Annotated in this window: 14 protein-coding genes; 4 read left to right on the forward strand and 10 right to left on the reverse strand. The window is 64.4% G+C overall.

Annotated elements, in window-relative coordinates:
• Positions 1–9 precede the first annotated feature (9 nt).
• Together F7R90_RS00240 and F7R90_RS00245 are read left to right on the forward strand one after the other, a co-directional pair.
• Positions 10–1,458: a S8 family serine peptidase gene (locus tag F7R90_RS00240; protein ID WP_158055298.1), complete on the forward strand. Its 1,449-nt coding sequence runs from the start codon at positions 10–12 to the stop codon at positions 1,456–1,458.
• A 78-nt stretch (positions 1,459–1,536) separates the two neighbouring features.
• Positions 1,537–2,973, forward strand: coding sequence for a pyridoxal phosphate-dependent decarboxylase family protein (locus F7R90_RS00245; protein ID WP_158055299.1), 1,437 nt, complete (start codon positions 1,537–1,539; stop codon positions 2,971–2,973).
• Positions 2,974–2,984: 11 nt separating this feature from the next.
• Here the strand turns inward: F7R90_RS00245 and F7R90_RS00250 are convergent, their stop codons facing one another.
• The 4 genes from F7R90_RS00250 to F7R90_RS00265 all read right to left on the reverse strand — a co-directional run bounded on the left by F7R90_RS00250 (position 2,985) and on the right by F7R90_RS00265 (position 13,788).
• Positions 2,985–6,458, reverse strand: coding sequence for a M14 family zinc carboxypeptidase (locus F7R90_RS00250; RefSeq protein WP_158055300.1), 3,474 nt, complete (start codon positions 6,456–6,458; stop codon positions 2,985–2,987).
• A complete protein-coding gene (locus F7R90_RS00255) occupies positions 6,455–8,464 on the reverse strand; it encodes an LVIVD repeat-containing protein (RefSeq protein WP_158055301.1) in 2,010 nt (669 codons plus the stop codon). Before F7R90_RS00255 ends, F7R90_RS00250 begins: the two co-directional genes overlap by 4 nt.
• Before the next feature lie 191 nt (positions 8,465–8,655).
• On the reverse strand, positions 8,656–10,878 hold the full coding sequence (locus tag F7R90_RS00260) for a S8 family serine peptidase (protein ID WP_158055302.1): 2,223 nt from the start codon (positions 10,876–10,878) through the stop codon (positions 8,656–8,658).
• Between the two features lie 87 nt (positions 10,879–10,965).
• Positions 10,966–13,788 (reverse strand): S8 family serine peptidase, encoded by a 2,823-nt coding sequence (locus F7R90_RS00265; RefSeq protein WP_192498358.1) that lies wholly within the window; start codon positions 13,786–13,788, stop codon positions 10,966–10,968.
• A 168-nt stretch (positions 13,789–13,956) separates the two neighbouring features.
• Between F7R90_RS00265 and F7R90_RS00270 the strand changes: the two genes are divergently transcribed.
• On the forward strand, positions 13,957–15,480 hold the full coding sequence (locus tag F7R90_RS00270) for a helix-turn-helix domain-containing protein (RefSeq protein ID WP_158055304.1): 1,524 nt from the start codon (positions 13,957–13,959) through the stop codon (positions 15,478–15,480).
• Here the strand turns inward: F7R90_RS00270 and trpB are convergent, their stop codons facing one another.
• The 6 genes from trpB to F7R90_RS00300 form a co-directional block, all read right to left on the reverse strand.
• Positions 15,481–16,641 carry a tryptophan synthase subunit beta gene (trpB, locus tag F7R90_RS00275; RefSeq protein ID WP_158055305.1) on the reverse strand — a complete coding sequence of 387 codons (1,161 nt, stop codon included), beginning with the start codon at positions 16,639–16,641 and terminating at the stop codon, positions 15,481–15,483. It abuts the gene before it with no gap.
• Positions 16,642–16,784: 143 nt separating this feature from the next.
• Positions 16,785–17,546: an ABC transporter ATP-binding protein gene (locus F7R90_RS00280; protein ID WP_158055306.1), complete on the reverse strand. Its 762-nt coding sequence runs from the start codon at positions 17,544–17,546 to the stop codon at positions 16,785–16,787.
• Positions 17,547–17,571: 25 nt separating this feature from the next.
• Positions 17,572–18,624: a branched-chain amino acid ABC transporter permease gene (locus F7R90_RS00285; protein WP_158055307.1), complete on the reverse strand. Its 1,053-nt coding sequence runs from the start codon at positions 18,622–18,624 to the stop codon at positions 17,572–17,574.
• A gap of 37 nt (positions 18,625–18,661) precedes the next feature.
• Positions 18,662–19,546 carry a branched-chain amino acid ABC transporter permease gene (locus F7R90_RS00290; RefSeq protein ID WP_158055308.1) on the reverse strand — a complete coding sequence of 295 codons (885 nt, stop codon included), beginning with the start codon at positions 19,544–19,546 and terminating at the stop codon, positions 18,662–18,664.
• Positions 19,547–20,836, reverse strand: coding sequence for an ABC transporter substrate-binding protein (locus F7R90_RS00295; protein WP_158055309.1), 1,290 nt, complete (start codon positions 20,834–20,836; stop codon positions 19,547–19,549).
• 535 nt (positions 20,837–21,371) lie between these two features.
• On the reverse strand, positions 21,372–22,526 hold the full coding sequence (locus F7R90_RS00300) for an NAD(P)/FAD-dependent oxidoreductase (RefSeq protein WP_158055310.1): 1,155 nt from the start codon (positions 22,524–22,526) through the stop codon (positions 21,372–21,374).
• Between the two features lie 140 nt (positions 22,527–22,666).
• On the opposite strand from F7R90_RS00300, the gene F7R90_RS00305 reads away from it, so the two are divergent.
• On the forward strand, positions 22,667–22,963 hold the full coding sequence (locus tag F7R90_RS00305) for a DUF5789 family protein (protein ID WP_158055311.1): 297 nt from the start codon (positions 22,667–22,669) through the stop codon (positions 22,961–22,963).
• The last annotated feature ends 98 nt before the right edge of the window (positions 22,964–23,061 follow it).

The raw sequence follows: 23,061 nt of genomic DNA on the forward strand, positions 1-23,061 counted from the left end.
GTCACACGCATGGCAGACGTTCCTAACTTCGACCGTCGTAGCTTCCTGAAAGCAACCGGTGCTGCTGGCGTCGCTTCCACTGTTGGATTCTCTGGAACTGCCGCCGCAGGCGACACCATCCTCGACGACGCGTTCGACCTGTCACTCACACGACTCCACGAGGCGCTCGTGGTCTTCGATTCCCGCGACGACGTGGACGAACTCGACACACTGAATCTGGAAAACGGCTACTACAAGTTCGACGTGTTGCCCATCGGCTACACGGAACTGTACAGCGACCAACTTCAGGCCCTCGCCGACTGGGACTCGGTTCGGTTCGTTCGCAAGAACGAAGAACTCGACTACTACAACGACGACGGTCGTGAAGTCACGGGGGTAAATCAAGTGCAGTCGGACCTCGGCTACAAGGGCGACGGCGTCCACACTGCTGTCATCGACTCGGGCGTGGACGGCGACCACCCCGACCTCCAGAACCAACTCGTCAACAACTGGCAGTGGTTGGGCAACCCGCTGGGTAGTCCGACACTCTGGGAAGACGTCGGCATCACAGACACCGACGGCGGCGGCCACGGCACGCACTGTTCGGGCACCATCGCAGGCGACGGCAGCGCGAGCGACGGCCAGTTCGCCGGGATGGCCGAGAACGCCGACCTCGACGTGTACGCTGGCGGTGCCGTGCTAGTCGTGCTGAAGACCGCCGCCGCGTACGACCACATCCTCAAGCGCATCCGCGACGGCGTCAGCGACGTAAAAATTGTCAGCAACTCCTACGGTTCCTCGAACGGCGAGAGTTTCCAACCCGACAACGCGCTCAACACCGCGACGTGGGAAGCCTACAAAGAAGGTTTGCTCTCTGTGTTCGCCGCGGGCAACAGCGGCCCGAGTCCGAACACGCTCAACCAGTACGCCAAGGCACCGCAGGTGCTTGGCGTCGCCGCGACGAAAGACGACAAGACGGTCACGGACTTCTCCTCGCGCGGTCGCACGCACCAGAGCGGCGGCGTGGACCCCGACAACTGGGACCGCCAGACCGCTCTGAACAACTTGCAGGACTACTACGACACCGGCAGTGCCTCTGGACCAATCGGCGTCTACCGACCGGGCATCGGCGCACCGGGCAACGCCATCGTGAGTACGATGTCGCCCGCCGACGCGCTCCAGAGTCAGAGCCCCGACGACGGCCGCCTCTGGTACGCGACGATTAGCGGCACCTCGATGGCCTGCCCGATGACCGCTGGCGTCGCTACGCTCGTCGTGGACGCCTACCGGCAGAACAACAGTGACGACATCGGCCCGATGGAACTACTGAACACGCTCACCGCGGAGGCCGAGGACGTTCACAGCGGCTACACGCCGTACAACATCGGTAGTGGCTTCGTAGACGCCTACGACGCCGTGAGTCGCGCGGAGAACGGCAACGTCGGGACGTTCAGCGACACGACGCTCGTCTCGAACTGAGCCGAGTCGCCCGGTTCGACTTTCCTCTCTATTTGCACTGCGACACGCCTTTCAGACGTTGCTCCGTAGTCGGAGAGAATGACCGACGACGACCGGCCCATGACGGATGGCAACCGGCCGCTGGAACTCTCGCGCGAGGAGATGGCCGCGATGATGGAGGCGGCGACAGAGCGCGTCATAGACCACGTCGAAACGCTCCCGGACCAGCCAGCGGCGGACCTCGACGGCGCGGAGGAACGAGCGGAACAGTTGCGCGAACCGCTCCCGACGGAACCGACGAACTTCGACGACCTGCTCGACCTTCTGTTCGACGGTGCTATCCCGAAGTCGCTGAACAATCCGCATCCAGGCTTCATGGCGTACATTCCCGGCGGCGGTCTCTTCCACTCCGCCGTGGCCGACGCGACCAACCGCTACGTCGGCACGTGGTTCGCCGCGCCCGCGCTCACCAGAATCGAGGCGAACGTCGTCGAGTGGTTCTGCGAGATGGTCGGCTATCCGGACGACGCGTTCGGCCTGCTGACGACCGGTGGGTCGATGGCGAACCTGATTGCGACCACGACCGCTCGCCGCGAGCGACTTCCCCAGAACTTCCTCGACGGAATCATCTACACCAGCGACCAGTCGCACCACTCGGTCGCCAAGGCCGCCGTGCTGGCCGGGTTCCCGCCGGAGAACGTCCGCTCGATTTCGACCGACGACGAGTTCAGGATTCGAGTAGACGAACTCGAACGGGCAATCGAAGAGGACAGTGAAGCAGACGGTAGAGAGCCGTTCATGGTCGTTGCGACTGCCGGTAGCACCAACACCGGCGCGGTGGACGACCTCGACGCAGTCGCCGACAGCTGCCAGCGCGAAGACCTGTGGCTCCACGCGGACGCCGCCTACGGTGGCTTCTTCGCTATGACCGACGAGGGGAGCGACCGACTCGCTGGCTTGGACCGCGCCGACTCCATCACGGTGGACCCGCACAAAGGACTCTTCCTGCCCTACGGAACCGGCGCGTTACTGGTGCGGGACGGCCAAGCCTTGGCACGCGCACACGCCGTCGAAGCCGACTACATCCCCGACTGGGACCCCGACTCGGGCCTACCGGACTTCAGTCAACTCGGGCCGGAACTCTCCAGAGACTTCCGGGGCCTGCGGGTCTGGTTGCCGCTGAAGATGCACGGTGTCGAGCCGTTCCGCACCGAACTTCGAGAGAAACTCGAACTCGCCGAGTGGGCGAACGAGCGACTTCGGGAACTCGACCACGTTCGCGTCGTCGCTGAACCACAACTCTCGACGCTGGCGTTCCGCGCCGACCTCCCGGACGTAGCGGGCGAGGAACTTGACGAACTCAATCAGGAACTGCTCGCGGCCATCAACCGACGAAACCGGGTCCACCTCTCGGGGACGACGTTGAACGACCGGTTCGCGCTCCGAATCAGCATTCTGTCTTTCCGCACGCACCGCGAACACGTCGAACAGTGTCTCGAAGACGTGGCGGCCGCGAAAGAAGAGCTACTCGATTAGCTGACTGTCGCTCAGACGTTCGAGTCCGCGCCGAGGACGTTGTTCCGGTCGGTCGTCTTCGGAATCTGGACCCAGTTCTCGCCACCGTCGAGGCTGTACTCGACTGGGCCGAACTCGTAGCTCTGAGTCTCGGTCAGCGACCCGGGTGCTTCCGCGAAGTACGTTCGCGTGCCGTCTTCGACGCTGGTGTCGAATTCGACGTAGCGGGTGTCGTCGTCGGTGTAGACGGAGTGCGAATCCCCGCCTTCGACGGTCCACTCGCTGGGGAACTGGTCCCGAATTAGCACGTCGGCGTTCCCGGCGACGCTGATGTCCACCTGATTCGTCTGGCCACCCGTAAACAGGTCGCCGTCGTCGCTTCGCGTGGCAGTCACCGACGGGTCCACGCTGAAAGACCCCACGTCGCCGAACTCCGAGACCTTGCTCCCGTTGACGTAGCGGTTCTGCTTGTAGCCGAGCGCGTTCGTCAGGATAGTGTGGCCGAAGAACGCGACGGTGTAGTCGAGCAGGCCGAACGGGTGGAGGTTCGACTGGGAGGCCGGCGGCAGTAGACTGCCGAGGACGTGGATTCCGGTCCCAGTACTTCTGTCCGGCGTCAGCGACCCGACGCTGACCTTGCCTGCCGTCTCTCCCGCGACGGTGCCGCCTGCGGCGTCGAACGCCTCGCCGTCGAGCAGATGCATCGGGGCCTGATTGCTCGTGGAGTAACCCATCGGCGCTATCTTCCACAGTTCGCGCTGGATGGGCCGGGTGTCCTCCAGCAACTCGTGGCCGGGGTACTTCTGTTCGACGTTGGCGATGTAGAACGTCTCCTCGGTCACGTGGTCGTGGTCGATGTCCGCCGCGAACTCGTTGGCCATCGGCGCGAGCAGGCGCAGGCCCGAGTCGGTCAGCACGAGGTTGCCGTCGTCGGCGACGAACTGGTCCAAGGCATCGACGTACGTCGAGTCGCTGATGGCGTCGTCGTGGATGACGACCAGATTGTCGTAGTCGTGGTGCGCGCCGTCTTTCACGTCCGAAATCGTGAGCGCGTCTACCGGCGCGTCGGCGTACCCGGCGTAGTCTTCGAAGAACGCGAACGGCGACACCTCGTAGGAGCGTTGCTCGTAGCCCAGCGCGTCCACCGGGTCGGGGTTCTGCTCGTTGCTCTGGAGCGTGCCGAACCTGACTCCGACCTCGCCGTCTTTGCTCTCCATGAGATTCGTCGCTTCGACAGTCCATTCGCCTGTGGCGGGGTCGTCAACTGTCCACTCGGGCATGCCGACGAAGCCGTCCGCGCCGCCTTCGCCGTCTGTGGGGTCGAAGCTTCGAACGACTTCTCCACTCGGGGTTCTCAACGTCGCGGCGTGGTGGCTCCCCGGTTGGGAGTTGACCGACACCGAGAGGGTATCGACTTCCTCGCGGACGCTCCGGTAGAGTTCGGTCGTCTGGTTCGGTCCGACCATCGCCGACTGCTCGTCGGTCTCCCGGGAAGTCTCCTTCTGGCCGTAGTCGAAATACGTACCGTCGATGGTGTAGTCGGCGGCGACGTTCGCGTACGTCTCCACGACGAAGGTGTAGGATTTTCCAGCCTCGACCGAGGCTGTGATGGTCTCGGGGTTGCTGGCGGTCGCCGCCGTGGCGATGCGGTCGCCAGACGAATCTTCGAGGTAGAATTCGAGGTCTTCGCCCGGCGGCGTCCACGAGAGGTCTGCTTCGATGCGGTCGGCGTCCGCCACGGCAGTGAACTCGTGGCGCTTGGTCGCTTCCGCTCCCGTCGCGCCCGGTCCGATAGTTCCGGAGAACTGCTCGCCAGCGTCCATTTCCACGAAGCCAGTGTCGGGGTTCTGGACGAACGAGAGGTCTTCGGAGGAGCGGGTTAGCGAGTCGGTGGTGACGTACGCCGTCGATGCGCCGCCGGTCTCGATGTCGGCGGTGGTCTGCTCAGTGACGTACCGCGTGATGGTCTTGATGGCGGTGTCGTAGCCGACGACCTGCATGTTCACGAGTTCGGGGTCGTAGGCGTTCGCCCCGACCATGTGTGAGTAAGCCATCTCGAAGTCCATCGTCGTCATGCCGAGACCACCGAGTTCCTCCGGTTGGGCCATCCAGTCGAGCCAGCCGCCCGAGACGGTGTAGCCGATTGTGTCCCAGATGCCCGCGTAGTCGAACGCCTCCTCCGGTAGCGTCTCGAAGCCGATTACCTCGGGATTGAACTCGCCGGTCAGCGTCTGCTGGGCGTCCGCGAGAGTCGTCCACTCCGTCAGCGCGTCCTCTAAGGTCTCGTCGATATTCCGGTTGAACTCGTACAGTTCGTGGAGTTGGCCGTGGTCGAACTGGTCCTGACTGATGAGTCCGAGGACGAACTTCGAGGAGGTGAGCGCACCGTGGAGGTCCGCACCGTAGTTCAGATTCTCGTAGTCGCGGAAGTGCTCCGCGACGGCGAGCAGGTCGGGGACGCGCTCGCTGGCGTAGTCGGGCACGTCGCTGTCGATGCCCGGTTCGTCGTCGGTGAGGTTCGCGCCAAGTGGGTCGCCGGGGTAGTGGCCGGGGTCTATCCACCCGACCGAGGGGGCCTGCCGGTTCGTGTCGAAGACGCCGTCGTTGCCCCGCTCGTAGAACGGTGCGACTGGCGCGCCGCCGTCCGGGCCGAGCAGTTGCCAGCCAGACTCGTACTGGGGATGCTTGGCGACCCAGCCGTCGGCGTTGGCGTAGACGAAGACGACCACGATGTCGTCGAGCAGGTCGGCAACATCCGAATCTTCGCCGGTCAACACGTCCTCGATGAACCGCGACCCGGCCTCCGCTCCGGCGCGTTCGAGCCCGTGGAGCGAGAGGCTGAACATCACCTTCTCCTTGTCTTCGAAGGCGGCGTCGTCGTTGACGTTGTTCGTCAACTCGGCGACGTAGATGTCCTTCGGGTCGTCCTCGCCGGTCACGTAGTTGTAGTGGCCGGGGCTCTCGCCGATGCTGTAGAATTTGAGCCGGTCTGGATGCTGGGATTCGAGGTGGTTCAGGCCATCGACCATCTGCTCGTAGTCGATGAAGTCTGTACTCTGTCTCGGTTCGGGGAAGACGCCGTTCGGGTACTGGCCGAGTCGCCAGAACGGGTTCGACCCCGGCGAGTGACTGAGGCGTTCGGCCACACTCAGGTCGAGTACGTCGCCGACTTCGCCCGTCGCCAGTTGGGCATGAGCGTGGGGATTGCCCGACGCCGTCGTACTCCTGTAGTCGATGCCGAGGGCGTCGAGTTCTGCGAATCCGGCCTCGCTCGTCAACTCGATAAGCGTCCCCACTGCGAAGTCGTCGGCGGTGTGGTTGACGACGAACTCGTAGCGTTTCGTCATCTTGCCCGAAGTGAGCGTCGCCGCACTCGCCTCCGAACTCGCCGCACCGGGGAGCGTCAGCGCGCCAGCAGTCGCCGCCGAGAGGCGAGCGAAGTCGCGTCTCGTCAGGTCGAACTCGTCGCTCGTCTCGTCGCCCCCGTTCGTTCTTCGTTCCGTCATTGGTCGTCACCTCCCGTCGTTTCTTCGTCGTCTCCAACTGTCTCGCCGACACCCTCCACGAACTCTCGAATCCCGTCGCGGAAGTGGTAGGCCGCCGTGCCGAACACTGTACTCGCGCCAGCGAACCCGACCGTCGAAGTCGAGGTGCCGAGGACGGTGTTCGTCTCGGTCGTTCCTGCTACCTCGGTCCACGTCTCGCCGCCATCTGCGCTGTACTCGACGGGGCCGAAGGTGTAGTCGCCAGTCTGCTCGACGCCGCTCGGTGCCTCTGCGAAGTACGTCCGTTCACCCGCTTCGACCGGCATCTCGAAGGTCACGTAGGTTCGGCCCCCGGCCGTGTGCGTGCTGTGGGCGTCGCCCTCCACGACCTCCCACTCTTCGGGAATCTCGTCTCGGACGAGCACCGACTCGTCAGCACCGACTGCGAGGTCTACTCTGTTCGTCTGACCACCGGTGAACGCAGAGCCGTCGTCCTGTCGTTCGACGCTGACGTGCGCACCAGCACCGGGGTCGTCACCGAACGGGACGTACTCGTTGTGGACGGCGTAGACGCCGGTGTTGATGTCAGAGGCGAACGTCACCCCGTTCTGCTCGACGGCGGTCCACGTGAACGGCACCGCCGAGTTCAGCCCCTCCATCTTCGAGTCTTCCGGTACGTCCTTGTGGGGTTTGTAGTAGCCGCGCTCGTCGAGCGACCAATCAGCCGTCTCGACTCGCAGGAAGCGAACACCGCCGTGGTAGTGGCCGAGATGGACCCACCCGTCTTCAGTCACGTCGAAGTTGTGCGGACTGAGCGTGAAGTTGCTGAACGAGACGTTCGGTTGCCACTCCCACACGTCGAGTTCGTCGAGGTCGGGCGTCTCTGTAGTCGTCCCGTCCTCCTCGTAGATGGGGTCGGCGTCCACGAGGTGAATCGTGCCGGTCGAACCGTCGGTCTGACTCGGCGTCTCTTGGCCGGTGACGAGGACGCGCTTGCCGTCGATGAGTTGGGGCGCGGGTTCGGCGTAGTGGCCGCGGTTCATCTCGAAGTGCCCCACGGCGGAGATGTCGAGCGGGTCCGAGAGGTCCAGCGCGTAGACGCCCTCGTTCCAGTAGGAGAGGTAGCCCGTCGGCGTCCCCGTCTTCGGGTCGTCTTGTACGGTGATGTCGTGGATGTAGGTCGTCCCCGAGGTAGCACCGCCGTTGGTCCACTGGTTGACCACCGCGAACTGCCCGGTCGTCCGGTCGAATTCGAGGACGTAGAGTCCGGCAGTCCCATCACCGGTATCGTGGATGGCGAACAGGTATTCGGTGCCGTCGATCCGGTGGTAGTAGGCGTTGTGCGACCCGGTCGTCCAGCCTTCGTACGCGCCGACGACTTCGGGGTTGCCGGGGTCCGAGACGTCCACCGCGACGACGGAACCGGCCGACACGTCTCCCGACTCGCCGTCAGTGCTCGGCTTCGGGTCCACATCGTCGTACAGCGCGGTGTAGGGCTGTTTGCTCAGGAAGACGTAGTCGCCGTCGTCACTGACTTTCAGGTCCATCACGGCCGCCCCCGAGTTCAGGTTGCGCACGAACGAGAGGACGGACAACTCCGCGTCTCGCAACTCCTCGTACGTCTCTGCGTCGTTGAAGTCGTGGATGTCGAGGATGGCCATCCCCCGGTCGTTCGTCGGCGACTTCGAGGAGAAGAAGCCGACGTAGGCGTAGTCGCCGTGGACTCGCAGTTCCGTGGCGGCCCCGTAGTGGGGTTCGTCGGGGTCGCCCGCGTTGCTGGACGGCCCGACGCCGCCGAGACTGTGATAGTCGAGCAGTTCGGTGTTCTGCGAGTCGGTGTGCTGACTCGGGTCGGTGTGGTCGTGGCCCTCCGAGGAGGACGAGGACCCCGAACTGTCCGAACCGAACTCGTGTGCGCTCGCGGAACCGGTGGCCGCGAGGCCGCTGGCGGTCACTCCGAGCGCCTGCAGGACTGTTCGTCGGTCGATGCTGGTACCGATGTCGTCGCTGGGGGAATCGTCTGTCATGGTCGTGAATTCACGTGTAAGCTCTCACTGTGGACCGTTTCGACCGTTCTGGACCGGGCCGTCGTCTCGACGTCGCCGCTCGACGCCGGTCGTAACCGTGTTTCGTGTTCTGAGTTAACACGGGTGTTACGAAGGTATAATCTTGTTGGGCGTTTAGATGAGTTTATTCTGGCCTTAGCGTATCTAACGTCTCACGTATTCGTGCTCTCGGCGACGACTGTGTTCGTGTCCGTGCCGCCGAAGGCGACCCAGTCGTCGTCTGTCTTCGCCGAATTCGCCTCGGCCGGGCCGAACGCGTAGTCGCCCGTCTCGCTGGTCGAACTCGGTGCTTCCGCGAAGTACGTGCGAGTCGCGCTCGTCTCGTCTGGCGCGACGTTGCCGAGATAGACGTGTTTCACGTCTCCCGCTCGCTCGACGCGCTCTACGTCGCCAGCATCCGAGACTGTCCATTCGCTCGGAATCGTGTCTCGAATCTCTGCGCCGTGCGAGAGCGCCGAGACGGTCACGTCAACCTGATTCGTTTGACCGCCGGTGAAAGCGTCACCGTCGTCGCTTCTAGTGCCCGATACCGACAGACTCGTCGGCGTGTCGGGGTCGGCCAGCGATACGTCTCTGAAGTTGGCGAGGTTGCCGGAGTCGGCCCGCTTCACTGCGGCCGCGGCGTCGGCGAACCCTGCGCCGATATTCCACGGCGTGTGCGAGACGTGCGAGTCAGTCGCCGTCGCCTCGACGGTGTTGATGACCTCGATTGGGTGCGGGTCGTAGTCGTTCGCTCTGGCGGCGTCGATGACGAGCGTACAGATGCCAGCGGCGACCGGACAGGCCATCGACGTGCCGCTCATCGGCGTGTAGTACGCCCGCTCGTCCGGGGCCAACGCGTCCAGGGGGTCGGTCGGGCCGACGGTACTCACGACGGCGTTGCCCGGCGTTCCGATGGCGGGCCGATAGATGCCGACGGGCCGGTACCGAGTCGGTTCGCCGAGTTGCTCGTGAGACTCGTAGTCGATGGTGTACTCGACTGCGACCGACACCATCGGTTCGACTTCGACGTAGTAGGTCGTCCCGCCCTCCACGTCGGTTTCCAGCGTCCGGTGCTGATACACTGGCTCTTCCCCCATCTGGGCGACGACCGTGCCGTCCTCGCTCCCGCGCCGAACCGACACCCGGACCTGCTGGCCGTCGGGCGAGATGTCGAGGGTGAGTTCGAGCGTGTCGGCGTTGTTCGGCGCGACCCACTCGTAGAAGTCACTCTCCGTGGAAGCGTCGGTGCCCGCCGTCGAACTGTCGGCCGCGGGGCCGACGGTGCCCTCCCACGTTCCGGTGTCTACGACGTACTGACCGCGATTCGACGCGGCGTGGAAGCGCGACAGATTCCACAGCGCGTCCTTGCGGTCGTAGTTCGTCTCTCGGTCCTCGTCGGGGGTGCGTCCGCGCGAGGAGAAGTCCGTCACGTGCTCGTCGTCGCGGGTCGCCGCCACACAGAGGACGTGCGGCGCCTTGCCGAACCGCGAGAGGGTGTCCGCGTCCGGCCCGGAGTTTCCGGCCGCGAAGACGGGGAGAATTCCGCGACCGAACGCCTCCCACGTGGCGACGTTCAGCGGGTCGTTCGGGTTGTAGCGCACGTCTCGCGCCACGCCGTAGGAGTTCGACACCACGTCGGGGTCGAAGTCGTCGTCGGGGTCGGCGGCCCGCCCGAGCAGGTGGTCCCACGCGCCGATGGCGTACGGCAGATAGACCGTCTCGTTGGTCGAGTACACCGAGATGCGCGCGCCGGGGGCCATGCCTTTGAACTGACCGTCGCTCGCGCTCCCGTCGCCTGCGATGCTCCCCGCGCAGTGAGTACCATGGCCGAGGTCGTCGGTGTCGGCGTTCGCGCCGAGATTCGTCCAGTCGGCGTCTCGCGTGCCGAGCGGGTTGTCCACCCACTGCCAGTTCGATTCGAGTCGGCCGTCGAAGTCGGGATGCGGTCCCGAAAACCCGGAGTCGATGACTACGACATCGACGCTCGACCCGTCGTAGCCCAGTTCGTTCTGCACTACGTCTGCGCCGGTTGCCTCTCTGGCGTCGTCGTTGAAGTACGTCAGTTGCTCGGCCTTCTTCACTCGGCGAACCGAGTCGTCCTCGGCAATCGTCCGAATCTGGTCACCCGACAGCGCTGTGTAGCTGATGGGCAGGTTCTCGTAGTCGTGTTTGCCGTCGAGGTCGAAACTGTCGAGCAGGCTCATCGACTCCTGCGTGTCGAACACGACCAGCACTTCCTGCGGCCCGGCGGCCGACAGGTCCAGTTGGTCGTCTATCGTCGTCTTGTCGGCGGTTTCGCTGGCCGCCCCGACGCCCGCGAACGGGAGCAACGAGGCCGCGCCGACCGACTTGAGTGCGGTGCGCCGCGTGAACCGAAAGCTGTGGTCTGTCATGGTCAGTGTACTGAAATCGGAGGTTGGTGATGTCGGAAAACGGGGTGGTAGGGGGAGCTGGGTTGGATTGGACTGGACAGGGACTGTTCAGAGGTCGCTGTCGGTTCCGGCGACGACGTTCGTGTCGCTCGTGCCCGAAAGCTGGACCCACGTCTCGCCGCCGTCCGGAGAGACCTGCACGGGGCCGAAGCTATAGGCGTTCGACTGCGTCTCTTCTGCGGGTGCCTCCACGAAGTACGTCGCCGAGAGGTCGCTCCCCTCGCCGAGGTAGACGAACTGCCGGTCGCCGTTGCTCTCGACGCGCGTCACGTCGTCGCTGTAGTCTTCCAGCACATCCCACTCGGGCGGTACCACGTCTCGCACCTTCACCGACTCGCTCGCGGAGACGGAGATGTCGATTTGGTTGGTCTGACCACCAGTAAAGGCGTCACCGTCGTCGCTTCGGGTGCCGGAGGCGGTGAACCCTTGCACCGTACTCGTCGAGAGGTCGAAGTGCGCCTGCACGTCGTCGCCGTTCAGCACGCCCGGAATCTGGACGAGTTTGGCGACGACGTAGTAGGTGCCGCCCTCCGTCGTGAACGTCACCGAGGGACTGCCCTGCAGGCCCTGCGCTCGCGCCACGACGTTCGGTTCGCCGTTCGTCGCGGGCGTTTCGGCGTCGTAGACGAAGAGGTCGATATGGGGGCTTCCGGTCGCGGACCCCTTGTCGCCGCCCGAGAGGTGGCTGAACGAGACGGATGCCTCGTAGGTACCAGGGCCGACTTCGAGGTAGCCTGCGGCTGCGCGCTCGTCGTCGGGCACGTTCAGGCCGACTTCCGCGCTGATACTGCCCGAAGCCGACAGTTCGCGAGTCACGGCGTCGATTGCCGGACCGGGATTCACGCGGCCGAACCCTTCGAAGGGGTCTCGGCCACCGAAGTCGTAGGTCGGAGCCTTCGCACGGTGGTACGGCGCGGCCGTGAGTGCAGTCTCCGTCGCCGTCGCCAGCAACACCTGCTTCAGGCGCATCACGTCGTCGAACTCCGTATCGGTCGGCGCGGGGAGCGAGATGCTCGACGGCGCGTCTTCCTCCATCGCTTGGGCGAGGAGTCCGGAGACGCCGGTCGTGTAGGGACTCGCCATCGAGGTACCCGCGAGTCCGGTGTAGTCTCGAATCGCTGGCTGGTTGCTCTCGGGCGTGTCGGCCGCTCCGGCCAGCACTGCGTTTGCGAGGTCGGTCAGTGTGCCGCCCGGTGCGGTCACGTCCGGTTTCATGTACGCGCCGCCTTCGTCTTCGTCTATCGCGCCGATGCCGCCGGAGGAGTAGCCCGAGATGCCGTCGAGCGGTCCAGTTGCGACGACCGAAATCGCCTCGTCTGCGACCGCGGGCGACCCGTTACCGTTGGCGGGCGTCGCGGCGTTGCCAGCCGCGGCACAAGTCAGGATGCCGCCCTCGGCGATTTCTTTAATCGAACCGGGAATCCGGTCGAGCGTGCCCGCGGCCGCACCGAGCGGCAGGCCGCCCACGTAGCCCCACGACATGTTCACCGTCCGCATGTTGAAGATGTCGGCGAACTGGCTCGCGTGACGGCTCAGGTCCTCTGTCGGGGCCGACAGCCCTTGCAGGCACATGATGCTCTGGTCGGGTGCGAGTCCGGTGTGGAGTCCAGCGTCGCCGTCGGCCGAGCGGTCGCCGACCGTACTCTGTGGGTCGAGGAACGGTCCGACGGCCACCGTCTCGGCGTAGGCCGCCGTCGCCTTCTGGCCTTCCTGGGTCTCGACGTAGACAGTGTACGTGCCGGTCTGCTCGGCGGGCGCTTCGACCACGTTGTTGTCCCACTCGCTGGCGTCGTTCGTCGCCGTCGAGGTGTCGAGGGTCTGGCCGTCCGGTCCCTCGATTCGCATTTGGAGGAGTTTGCCGTACGCCGACCCGAAGACGCCGGTTCCGGCCTCGGCCTCGACTTCGTAGGCGAGAACGCCGTCAGTCACGGCCGAGAGGACGGTCTGCGGCGCGTGTTCCTCGGCCGCCGATTCGTCTATCGCGCTGCCGCGGCCGCTCCCCGCCATGATGGACGAGCAGTGACTGCCGTGGCCGTCTGGGTCGCGAGGCTTCTTCCGCAGGCCGTAGCGCGAACTGGCGTCGTACCAGCCAACGGCTTTCGGCGTGTCCGGTGCGGGCGCGCCGCCAGTCCCCTCGAAGACGACGCTCGAATCGTAGGTCTGCACCGTCCCCTCGATTTCGTAGTAGGTGCCCGAAATCTCGTAGGTCGTCGTCGTGTTGACGTATGCCTCGACGACGAAGCGGTACTTCGTCCCAGCGTCCACTGGCACGGTAATCTTCTCGGGCATGCTCGCCGTCGCCGCGCGGGCACTGGTCTCCCACTGGCCATCGACGTACTCGTCGATGCGGAACTCCAAGTCGTTGCTCGCGTCGGCGTTCGGCGACCACGAGAGTTCCGCGTCGAGTTCATCGACGCCGCTCGGTGCGGTGAACTCGTGATACTTCTCCTCGCCCGTGGCGAAGGTTCCCGGTCCCATCGTCCCCGAGAACGACTCGCTGTCGCCGGTCTTCACGCGACTCACGTCGTTCTCCTCGGGCTTGGTCAGTTTCACTTGGCCGTCTTCGATGAACGCTTGGACGCCGTTCCACGGCCCGAGGTCGGGGTGGCGCACCTCTTGGCCGCTGTCGGTCAGCGCGAGCGTTCGGTCCGAACGGCCGCGATAGCCCCGGTCCCACGCGTGTTGGGCCTCGCGGGCACGCCAGTTGCGATACGTGCCGTCGAAGCCATCTGCCGCGGCGGCCGTCCCGGAAACGCCCAGCAACCCGACCGCGGCAGTTGCTCCCGACGCTTGCAGGAAAGTCCGCCGACTCAAGTCAGAATTAGCACTATCTCCGCTCCCGTCGAAACGTGTGTCGTCTTCCCCTGTCATCTGTGAGTGTTTGACACCGTACCCCATTGGAGTAAATACTCGAAAAAAGGGTTTCTGGCAAAACCGTCCAAACGTCTTGGTCCAACGTTTCAACCGGCCAACTACCAATCTGTAAGCCGTCGTATTTTTACGGTAGAAACCCATTTTATCCGATACCTCTAGAGCGGCATGTTCAGTCGTACCACGCGTTTCGCCGTCGCGTTTCTCCTCGCGGTCTCGCTCAGCGGAGCGGTGGTACTCGTGTCCGCCGGACCGGCCGCGAACGAAGTCGATGCGCCGCTAACTACGACGGTCGATTCGTCAGTGACGACGACAGTCGATGGCAACGCGAGCGGTGACGCTGGCGGGTCGGCGGTGACTGCTACCGAGGCGTCCACCATCCCCACTACGACGACGCTCTCCGATTCTCCGACGGTCACTACGACAGACCCGACGAACGCCACGGTCACGGACTCACCAGACACGACCACGCTCGATTCGGCCGTCACGACAGTTGAGGAGTCGGTCACCACGACGGTCGATTCTCCCGTGAACGACACCACCGCGGTCGAAGTGACGACGGATGTGCCCGACTCGACGGCCGGAACGGCCCCGAGCGCGAACGATACCCTCGATGATTCGACAGACGGGGCGACCACCGTCGCAGGGTCGGTCGGAGACGCAACCGACTCGCTGCAAAACACGACTGTACTGGACGACGTTTCGAGTACCCAGAACGCGAATCTCACGGTCTCAGGGTCGCTCGGCGGGGGGTCGGCGACCGGAAGTGGAGAAGACGGCGGCGAGTCCGGCAGTTCGGACGCTGGTAGCTCCGACTCCGACGGAGACCAGCAGTCCGAAGCAGATTCGGAGATGGCCGGAGCGAGCGACGCTGGTGACGCCGACGGAAACACCGACGACTCCACGGACGACGCGACTGTCGGCGCGTCCGACTCCGACCGTCTCCTTTCAGTCGGGACCGATGGTTCGGCCCCGATTCCAGTCAATCGAACGACCGCGGCGGTCGGTCTCGGCGCGCTGACGGCGGCGGCACTGGTCCACCAGTTCTCCGATGGCATCACCTTGGTCGGCAACTCCGGCGTGGCGTCCTCGTCGGCCGCGACGGTCTCCGCTGGAGCGTCCAGTGCGAAAGCCGCAGTCAGGAGTCGCTTCGAAGACCTCTGGCGACTCGTCGCGCCGTTCCGCTACAGTAGCTACGACGATTCGGACCCCCTGAATCACCGGACGCGGGCGACGCTCCACGAGCGCATCGAGCGCTCGCCGGGGACGTACCTCTCGGAACTCACCGACCGCGTAGACGTGCCGGTCTCCACGGCGAAGCACCACCTCGACGTGCTGGAGAAGGAAGGGCTGATAATGGCGGCCAAAGTTCGAGGGAAGCGTCGCTTCTATCCGGCGCACGCGGAGGACGTGGAACTCACCGCCGCGATCGAAGACTCGGCGACTGCCGCCGTGTTGCACGCACTCGCGCGCCTCGGCGACGCCAGTGGCGGCGACGTCGCAGACGAGTTGGGTCGGGACGCCAGTACTGTCTCGCACCACCTCTCGCGCCTCGAAGACGCAGGGCTAATCGAGCGCGAACGGGAGGGCCGAGCGGTCGTCAACCGACTGGTGCCCGAGGTGCGAGCGACCTTGGAGGGACGGCCAGAAGTCGATGCGGATACTGGCGCTCGAAGCGGGACGGCAGACTGATCAACTCAGGTCGAACATCTCGGCGGCCTGTTCCATGTCCTTGTCGCCACGGCCGCTCAGGTTCACGAGAATCACGTCGTCTTCGTCCATCTCTTCTGCGAGGTCCTTCGTCAGCGCGACGGCGTGACTCGATTCGAGTGCGGGGATGATGCCCTCCAACTCGCTCAGTTCTCGGAAGGCCGAGAGCGCGGCGTCGTCTTCGACGGCTTGGTACTCACAGCGCCCGACGGCGCGGAACATCGCGTGTTCCGGGCCGACTGCGGGGTAGTCGAGTCCGGCCGAGACAGAGTGAACTTCCGTGTCGTCGTTCAGCACGCGAGTCTTCATGCCGTGCATCACGTCTTCGGTACCCGAGGAGAGTGGTGCGGCGTGCTTCTTGGAGTCGCCTCCTTCGCCACCGCCCTCCGCGCCGTAGAAGGCTACGTCGTCGTCGCGGAACGCGTGGAACAGACCGATGGCGTTCGACCCGCCACCGACGCAGGCCACCGCGGCGTCGGGGAGTTGGCCTGCCTGCTCTCGAATCTGGTCGCGTGCCTCCTGGCCGATGACTGACTGGAACTCCCGAACCATCCGCGGGAAGGGGTCGGGACCGACGGCGGACCCCACGAGGTAGTGCGTATCGTCCATATTTTCCGCGAAGTCTTCGAGCGCGGCGTCCACGGCGTCGGCGAGGCCGGACCCGCCGCGGGTGACTTCGTTGACCTCCGCGCCCATGAGTCGCATCCGGAAGACGTTCATCTGCTGGCGCTCGGCGTCCTTCTTCCCCATGTAAATCTCGGTGTCCAAGTCGAGGAGCGCGCCGACCATCGCGGTGGCGACGCCGTGCTGGCCCGCGCCGGTCTCGGCGATGAGTCGGGTCTTGTCCGCCTCGTCGGCGAGCAGCGCCTGCCCGAGGCAGTTGTTTATCTTGTGCGCGCCGCCGTGGAGCAGGTCCTCGCGCTTGAGATAGATTTGCGCGCCGTACTCCTCGGAGAGTCGCTCGGCGTGGAAGACGGGCGTCGGTCGGCCCGCGAAGTCCTGTAGGAGATTCCGAAACCGGTCTTGGAACGCGTCGGTGTCGTGAATCTCGTCGAACGCTTGGGCCAGTCCTTCGAGCGGTTCTTCCAGCGGTTCGGGGACGTGGCGACCACCGAAGTCGCCGAACTGTGATTCGTCTGCCATGGTGCAATGGTGTCGTCTGCTGTGTATAAATGTGTATCGAACGCCAGAACTGTATCGTGGGTGCGTAGCGGCTCTCGAAGGAATTCGAGACTGCTCGATATTTGATTCTTGATTGAAATCCAGGAATTTACAACTGGCGTTTTCTACGTTTTCCCACCGAGATACGCTTCGACGACGCGCTCGTCACCTAACACTTCCTCGGGGTCGCCGTCGGCCAGCACCGCGCCCTGATTCAGCACGACCAGTCTATCGACCAGCGCGGCTAGCGTCTCGATTTCGTGTTCCACGACGAGTAGCGTCGTCCCGTCGTCGTTCAGTCGCTCGACGTAGCCTCCGATTTTTCGTCCTAACGTCGGATTGACGCCCGCCAGCGGTTCGTCCAGCAGAAGCATCTCGGGGTCGAGCATCAGCGCGCGAGCGAACTCCAGCAGTTTGCGCTGGCCGCCCGAAAGGTGGCCCGCGTACTCGTTGGCGAGTTCCCCGAGGTCGAAGAAGTCGATGAGTTCGGTCGCTCGCGCTCGGACCTCCGCCTCGCGGTCGGCCGCCCGCTGGGTGCCGACTAGCGCGTCTCTTGCACGCTCGCCCGGATGGTCGCTCGCAGGAAGCCGCACGTTGTCGGCGACGGTTAGCGTCTCCAACTCGCGGGTCTGCTGGAAGGTGCGGACCATCCCGGCCCGCGCTCGCTGGTAGGTCGGCAGGTCCGTCACGTCCTCACCGTCGAATTGTACTGTCCCTGAATCCGGCGAAAGCACACCCGACAGACAGTCGAACAGCGTCGTCTTGCCCGCGCCGTTCGGGCCGATGAGGCCGACGAGTTCGCCGCGCTCGATTTCGAAGGTCGCGCCGTCGAGCGCCTGCACGCCGTCGAAGGACTTTTCGAGGTTTTGGGCTTCGAGTAGGGTCATTTTCGTTCGACCTCCGATTTTTGCGTCATCTTCGCTCGACCCCCAACTCCTCCGGATTGCCCCAGATGCCTGCCGGACGATACCGGATAATGAGAATCAGTGCGAGACCGACCAGCACCAGTCGCATCGACGCGAACTGGTCCTGCGTGACGAACGGGAAACTCTCGTTGAGGAATCGCGTGAGCAGGCGCAGACCCAGCACGATTGCGAGTCCGGCCAGCACGCCGCGGTGGTTGCCCGCGCCGCCGATGAGCATGCCAATCCAGACCAGCACGGTGACGTTCAGGCCGAAGAACCCGGGTGCGACCGCGCCGTTGTAGAACGCGAAGAGCGCGCCAGCGAGTCCGGCGAGTACCGCGCCGAAGACGAAGGCTTGTAACTTGTAGCTGAAAACGTGCTTGCCGAGCGCGCCAGTCACTCTGTCGTCTGCTCGAATCGCCCGCAGAACGCGACCGTAGGGAGCGTTCGTCAGTCGGGAGACGCCGGCGTACGCGAGTAAGAGGACACCAGCGAGCAGTAACACCGTCGCGGCCAGCGTCGTGTCCGAGTCGCCAGCGAGACTCGCGACCGGTTGCGGGACCCCCAAGATACCGATGTCCGCGCCCGTGATGCCCTCGAAGCTTCCCAACAAGTCGTGGACGATTTCGGCGACGGCGAGCGTGACGATTGCCAGAAAGTCGTCGCGCAGTCGCAGGGTCGCCACGCCGATGAGTGCGCCGAGCAGTCCGGCGGCGACGAGGCCCGCCAGTAGGCCGACCGGCCACAGATATCCGAGACCGATGCCCGCGAAGGGATCGTTCGCCGTCGCCATCGCGGCCGCATACGCGCCGACCGCGAAGAAGGCGACATGGCCGAAGTTGACCAGTCCGGTACTACCGAACTGGAGGTCCAGTCCCAGAACGAGCAGACCGTAGAGCAGGAAGGTGACGCTCACCTCCAAGAAGACGAGCGCCCAGTTCGGGAGGGGGACGGCGAACGGTACGCCGAGCAGTAGCAGGGTCAGACCGAGTAGGAGTAGACCTGCGACCTCTGGCGACAGCGGAAGCCGGTTCTCGCGGAGGCGGTCTACGACACTCATCTGTGCTTTTCCTCCAAACTCATCTTTCCCTCCAAACTCATGCTCGCACCTCCGCGCCAGCGATGCCGCCCGGCCGAACGAGCAGGACGACGATGAGCACGACGAACGCCATCGTCGTGCCGAGTTGCGTCGCCCAACTCGGTAGCTGTGCGACGGCCAGCGAGATGGTGATTCCTAAGATGTACGACCCCACTATCGCGCCGTAGACGCTCCCAGCGCCGCCCAGAATCGCGGCGGTGATGACCAGCAGGAGTTGGCCGAACCCAACCGTGGGCGTCGCGGCGCGCTGGACCGCAAGCAAGTAGCCTGCGAGTCCGGCGAGTCCGGACGAAAACAGCCAGACGACCGTTCGCATCCGGGCGGTGTTGATGCCCGTGACGAGTGCCAAGTCCTCGTTGTCGCTCATCGCCCGGAGCGCGGTGCCCAGTTTGGTGTACTGGAGCAGGGCGTGCATGGCGAGAAACGACGCAATAGCCACGCCGATTACGAACAACTGCTGGCTGGTCACGAACACGTCGAGCGACTCGACTCGGTAGACCGACGTTTCGCCGAGCGCGAAGCGTTTCGGTTGCGGTCCCGCGAGCAGTCGAATCCCGTTGCGCATCACGAGACCGAGACCGATAGATGTGAGTAACAGCGGAATCGGCCCTGTTTGCTGGATTGGTCTGAATACGAGCATCGCCAGTGCCCACCCGACGACTGCCGAGAGTAGAATCGTCGCAGGAATCGCGGCGGCGCTCGGCAAGCCGACGCTCTCTGCCAATCCGAAGCCGACGAACGCGCCGACGGTGACGTACTCGCCGTGCGCGAAGTTTATCATGTTCACCAGTCCGTAGACGAGGGTGAACCCGACCGCCGCGACGGCGACGTACGACCCGAGGACGACGCCGAAGACGACGTCCTGCAAGACCAGCAAGACCATCTAGTAGGTGTCCACCAACGGCCTGAGTTCGTCGGTCGGTATCACGTCTATCTGCTCGAAGCCCTGCGGCGAGACCTGCTCGACGCCTACGTCGCCGAACACGTTGCCGAAGCCGGTGAAGTTGACTGGCGTCGCGGCTCCTTGATAGTTGATTTCGTCGCCGTTGGAGAGCGCCTGCTTGCCCTCCGCGAACGTCTGAACGGTCGTGCCGCCCTCGCGTGAGACCGGTCCCAGATTTCGCTCGATGGCTTGCGTGCTGGCTTCTCCCGCGCGCTCCATCGCTAACGCCGCGACGTTCGTCGCGTCGTAGGCCGCCACGCCCCACGCGTGCAGGTCGGCGTCACCAGCTTGGTTGTACTTTTCGAGGAACTGGTCGTAGCCCGGTCCTTGGCCGGTTGCGACCGCCAACCACGCACCGCTGGCGGCCTGCCCGGCGTTGTTGATGAGGTCCTCGCTCCTGAGGCCGTCTTCGAGCAGGAGTTGTGTGCCGTACCCCGCGGACGACCACTCGCGGACGATTGTCACAGCGTCCTGTAGCGCGACGGCGAGCGCCCACGCATCGAAGTCGTTGCTGAACAGGCGGTTGAGTTCCGACTGGTAGGTCGATTTCCCCTCCTCGACTTCGAGACGCGTAGCGACGGTGCCACCGCCGTTCTCGTAGGCAGACTGGAACGCGTCGGCCCACGACCGCTCGCCCTGACTCGTCCCGTTCAAGATGCCGACCCGGCCCATGTCCTCGTCGAGCAACTTCTTCGCCGCGCCGATGGTGTGGACCGTGTCGCTGATGATGGTCCGCCACACCCAGTCGTCGTCGCCCAGATTCTGGGGCGTCTCCTTGTCGCCGCCTCGGCCGTCCAGCGCGGTCGAACCGGGCCACGGCGTGACGATTGGCACCTGTTGACTCTTCAGGAAGTCGAACAGCGGCGTAATCTCGCTCGAAAAGAGGCCGAGGATGGCCATCGCGTCGTCGTTGTTCTTCAACTGCTGGACGACCTGTCGCGCCTGTGCTGGGTCTACTGCGGTGTCGCGCCGCTGAAGGTTCACCTGCTGCCCGAGCGCGCCCCCAGCGTCGTTTATCTCCTGAATGGCGAGGTCCGTCGATTGGGAGACTGCCGGTTGCAGATAGTCCCACTTCCCCGTCAGCGACGCCGGTTGCCCGAACGTCACCGGTCCGTTCTGTGCGCCAGCGCTTCCGACGACGCCGAGCGCACTTGCTCCCCCAAGCGCACCCACTCCCCCGACCGCCTTCAGCACCGCTCGGCGGCCAATTTTCGCGTCATTTGTTCTCATGGCACATTTGTCAATCCCCGCGGGCGCGCTTAAGAGTGGTATGTGTAATCGCCGAAACGAGTCGGTTGGATAAGCGTTCGGGGGTGTTGGTTTAGTGGTTCGGTGGATTTGAGGGTTCTACCTCGTGGATTGGTGTGTTTGGGGAGGTAGAGATGCCTGGCTAAAAGACAGGGTGGGACTGGACAAGGGCTTTCGAGGAAGGCACGTTGATTGTTCTGACTGCTGTGCAGCAACGACGAACGCAGTGACGCTAGCTATTCCCGAAGCCGATGAGAGACCGCATCGCACAGCACCGCGACCACCGTCGGACAAACCGCGTCCGACGAGGTCACACTCACTTCGTTCGCGTGACTGCCACACACCTCCCCAACCGATTCGCTCACATCCGTTCGCTCATTCCTCGCACGATTTCGGTGCGACCACCGTCGGAGCAAGTTCCGACGAGCCTTCCTTCGCTACGCTCAGGATGACACTTCGGGTCACACCAGCGCGCGCCGGGTAGTACGACGAAGTTCGAGAAACCAACTCCTCACTCTTACGCCACGTTCCGTTCTTCCAGCAGTTCCCCGCTCTCGAACCTATCACTCCCCAGCCCAGAAATGTCCACCAGCGACGCCTCCCCGTCCAGCACCAGTTCCGTGACCAACTGCCCGGTCGCTGGCGCGTGCTGGAAGCCGTGGCCCGAGAACCCCACCACGTTCACGAAGCCCGGAACGGTCTCTTCGACGATTGGATGGTGGTCGGGCGTCACCGCGTACAGACCGGCCCAGCCGCGCCGAATCCGCGAGTCCGGACCGAAGTAGCCTGCGAGGTCCCCCGCACGTTCGACGGCCTCGGCGGCCCAGTCGAGGTCGAACTTCTGGTCGAACGCGTCCGGATCCTCGTCGGGGTCTTGTCCCCCAAAGTTCCCGCCGACGAGCGCCGCACCCTCGCGTTCCGGCCGGAAGTGCGCCCCCGAATCCAAATCGATGGTCAGCGGCACGTCCTCAGGCACCCGTATCTCGGGTTCCACGACGAGCATCTGCCTGCGCTTCGGGCGCACTGGCAAGTCCACGTCGGCCATCGCCGCAACTCGTCGTGCCCACGGTCCCGCCGCGTTCACGACGAAGTCGGCGTCGATTTGCTCGCCGTCGGCGACCACTCCCGTGACGCCCGCTCCGCCCCCGCCACGCTCGATTGCGCTCACAGTCGTCTTCGTCCGAATCTCGACCCCGGATTCTCGGGCCGCGGTGGCGAAGCCCTGTAGGGCAAGGTGCGGGTCCGCGAAGCCGTCCGTCGGCGAGTACGTCGCCGTGAGGAGTCCCTCGATCTTCAGTTCGGGACAGTGTTCGCTCGCTTGCTCCGGAGTCAACAACTCGCTCGGAACGCCCCGCTCGTTCTGCATGGCGACGTTGGCTTCGAACTGGCGTGCCGCCTCTTCCTCGCGGGTGACGAAGAGGTAGCCCGCTTTGCGGTGGGCGATGTCGGTGCCGAACGTCTCCCTGAAGTCGTTCCAGACGCGCATGCTGGCGACGGATAACTCGACGTTGACCGGCGTGGAGAACTGCGCGCGAATGCCGCCGACCGAGCGTTCGGTACTCCCGTTGCCGACGTTTCCCTTTTCGAAGACGGTCACGTCAGCGCCGCGTTCGGCGAGGTAGTACGCGCTGGCGAGTCCGACGATGCCGCCCCCGACGACCGCTACGTGCATGCAGTGGTGTAGCACGCCACGGAGAATAACGGTTCCCCCGCTCAGTTCTCGTTCGCGTGCCGTTCGGTTTCGACTGGTAACGACACGAGAACTCGTGAACGGACGCCTCGGTTTATCGCCCGGCAGGGCGACCTAATCGTATGGCCGACGACCGCGAACAGGGCGTGGACTTCGGCGACTTAGAATCGCGACTTGACGCCCACGACTACCCGGCGACGACTGAGGAAATAGTGGCGGAGTTCGGCGACGAGGAAGTTAGCTACGCCGACGGGTCAGAGACGGTCGCTTCACTGTTGGAACCACTCTCCGAGACGTACGACTCCGCCGACGACGTTCGCCAGTCCATCTTCAACATGGTCGGCGAAGGCGCAATCGGGCGCAAGGGATACACCGACCGCGGCGGGACCGAACACGAGCGCGAAGACGAATCGATGTAGCAAGTCGCTCTCGGTGTCGCGAGTCGCTCTAAGGTCGGCATAACTCCTACAACGACTGCTTTCTCGGCGACAAACGCGCCTTAATCGCCAGCGGGGTC

The organism is Halorussus halophilus (genome assembly GCF_008831545.1).
In the GTDB taxonomy this organism is placed as follows: domain Archaea; phylum Halobacteriota; class Halobacteria; order Halobacteriales; family Haladaptataceae; genus Halorussus; species Halorussus halophilus.

Excerpts from the sequence above, each read along its gene's own strand:
- F7R90_RS00240 (WP_158055298.1), top strand. The coding sequence starts at position 10 with ATGGCAGACGTTCCTAACTTCGACCGTCGTAGCTTCCTGAAAGCAACC.
- F7R90_RS00245 (WP_158055299.1), top strand. The coding sequence starts at position 1,537 with ATGACCGACGACGACCGGCCCATGACGGATGGCAACCGGCCGCTGGAA.
- F7R90_RS00250 (WP_158055300.1), bottom strand. The coding sequence starts at position 6,458 with ATGACGGAACGAAGAACGAACGGGGGCGACGAGACGAGCGACGAGTTC.
- F7R90_RS00255 (WP_158055301.1), bottom strand. The coding sequence starts at position 8,464 with ATGACAGACGATTCCCCCAGCGACGACATCGGTACCAGCATCGACCGA.
- F7R90_RS00260 (WP_158055302.1), bottom strand. The coding sequence starts at position 10,878 with ATGACAGACCACAGCTTTCGGTTCACGCGGCGCACCGCACTCAAGTCG.
- F7R90_RS00265 (WP_192498358.1), bottom strand. The coding sequence starts at position 13,788 with ATGACAGGGGAAGACGACACACGTTTCGACGGGAGCGGAGATAGTGCT.
- F7R90_RS00270 (WP_158055304.1), top strand. The coding sequence starts at position 13,957 with ATGTTCAGTCGTACCACGCGTTTCGCCGTCGCGTTTCTCCTCGCGGTC.
- trpB (WP_158055305.1), bottom strand. The coding sequence starts at position 16,641 with ATGGCAGACGAATCACAGTTCGGCGACTTCGGTGGTCGCCACGTCCCC.
- F7R90_RS00280 (WP_158055306.1), bottom strand. The coding sequence starts at position 17,546 with ATGACCCTACTCGAAGCCCAAAACCTCGAAAAGTCCTTCGACGGCGTG.
- F7R90_RS00285 (WP_158055307.1), bottom strand. The coding sequence starts at position 18,624 with ATGAGTGTCGTAGACCGCCTCCGCGAGAACCGGCTTCCGCTGTCGCCA.
- F7R90_RS00290 (WP_158055308.1), bottom strand. The coding sequence starts at position 19,546 with ATGGTCTTGCTGGTCTTGCAGGACGTCGTCTTCGGCGTCGTCCTCGGG.
- F7R90_RS00295 (WP_158055309.1), bottom strand. The coding sequence starts at position 20,836 with ATGAGAACAAATGACGCGAAAATTGGCCGCCGAGCGGTGCTGAAGGCG.
- F7R90_RS00300 (WP_158055310.1), bottom strand. The coding sequence starts at position 22,526 with ATGCACGTAGCGGTCGTCGGGGGCGGCATCGTCGGACTCGCCAGCGCG.
- F7R90_RS00305 (WP_158055311.1), top strand. The coding sequence starts at position 22,667 with ATGGCCGACGACCGCGAACAGGGCGTGGACTTCGGCGACTTAGAATCG.